Origin of the sequence: Limnospira sp. PMC 1279.21 (genome assembly GCF_032349615.1) — a bacterium.
Lineage (GTDB): Bacteria > Cyanobacteriota > Cyanobacteriia > Cyanobacteriales > Microcoleaceae > Limnospira > Limnospira fusiformis.
Genome location: NZ_JARPLU010000413.1, coordinates 1 through 1,159, shown reverse-complemented (window position 1 = coordinate 1,159; position 1,159 = coordinate 1). Strand labels below are relative to the sequence as shown.

At 40.9% G+C, this 1,159-nt stretch carries 1 protein-coding gene and 1 pseudogene; one reads left to right on the top strand and one right to left on the bottom strand.

Annotated features, from left to right (window positions below; genetic code table 11):
* Positions 1-249: 249 nt before the first annotated feature.
* The gene (locus P5683_RS25055; protein ID WP_006669234.1) at positions 250-666 is read right to left on the bottom strand and encodes a hypothetical protein; all 417 of its coding nucleotides are present in this window, start codon (positions 664-666) and stop codon (positions 250-252) included.
* A 235-nt stretch (positions 667-901) separates the two neighbouring features.
* On the opposite strand from P5683_RS25055, the pseudogene P5683_RS25050 reads away from it, so the two are divergent.
* Positions 902-1,159: pseudogene (locus tag P5683_RS25050) on the top strand (IS630 transposase-related protein); the annotation flags it as partial.

Genomic DNA, 1,159 nt, shown 5'->3' with positions numbered 1-1,159 from the left:
TTAACTGGTTTACCAAGTGTTGTTACTGTGCTTAATGATTGAGATAAAGGCTGTAATTATCATTAGATTCCAGCAATTAAATATCAGTATACATATTAGTATCCGCCGCATCTTGAAGCTGTGGCACAAACTCCGTCCCCTTTAGCTTCATCCCCATTTCCCACAGTATTTATGCCATATCATGTTTAGAAACTTTGTCATTTCCCCTCATCGACAAACGTTGATAAAGTTGTTAAAATACCTCACTTGTTAAATTCCTAAAGTCTTCTTGCAACCTATCTCTAGTTTGCTAGTTTGGTTGAATTCATCACGGAGCAGGTTAGTTTGAGTATCCAGAGATTGATCCAAAGATTCAATACTGTTAGAAAACTTACGATTGATTCTCTCAAGATGCTGTCGCAGTTCCGTGGCTTCTTCTTTACTCTCTGTACTTAGAGATTTAAACTTTTTATCAAAGGCTTCGTTAGTCGCCCTAATGTCAGTCGAAAAAACACTTTTTAGCTGTTGCGCATAATCATGAAATTCTTGCTGAAGCCTAGATAAATCCGACTCCATTTTCTCGAAGCGGTTATTAAACTCCCGGATATTAGAACCAAAAATAATATCGCGAATTTGCTCAATATTAGCTAATTTTTCGCGCATTTCTTCTTTAGTTATATCGGACATAATTTCTCCTGGTAGTTGTAGCAGTTATCCTGGTTACGGAATATTTTGGGCTATCCTCCCGACTTAGCCCTGTGGATAAAGGGGGACATTTCCCAGACCCTATGATTGATAATTTTTGGGCTTTTTCCCCTAGGGCGGTTCTCGGGGGGTTGAGGGTTAGCGTGGCGAGATATAGCACAAGACAGAACACTTAGGACGTATAATGGAGAGGACGAGATGACTAAGAAGACCAAAAATGCCAGCCCCCTATAGTTACGACCTCAGACAAAAAGTTATTGATGCCATTGAACTAGACGGTATGCCCAAAACATAAGCCAGTCAACTTTTCCATGTCAGCCGGAACACCATTAATCTCTGGCTGCAAAGAAAAGCACAGACCGGAGACTTCCTCCCTCAACCTAATCACCCACCTGGCAATAACCACAAAATTACCGACTTGCAAAAATTCAAGGCTTTTGCCCAAGAGCATGGCCACAAAACCTCCGCTCAGATG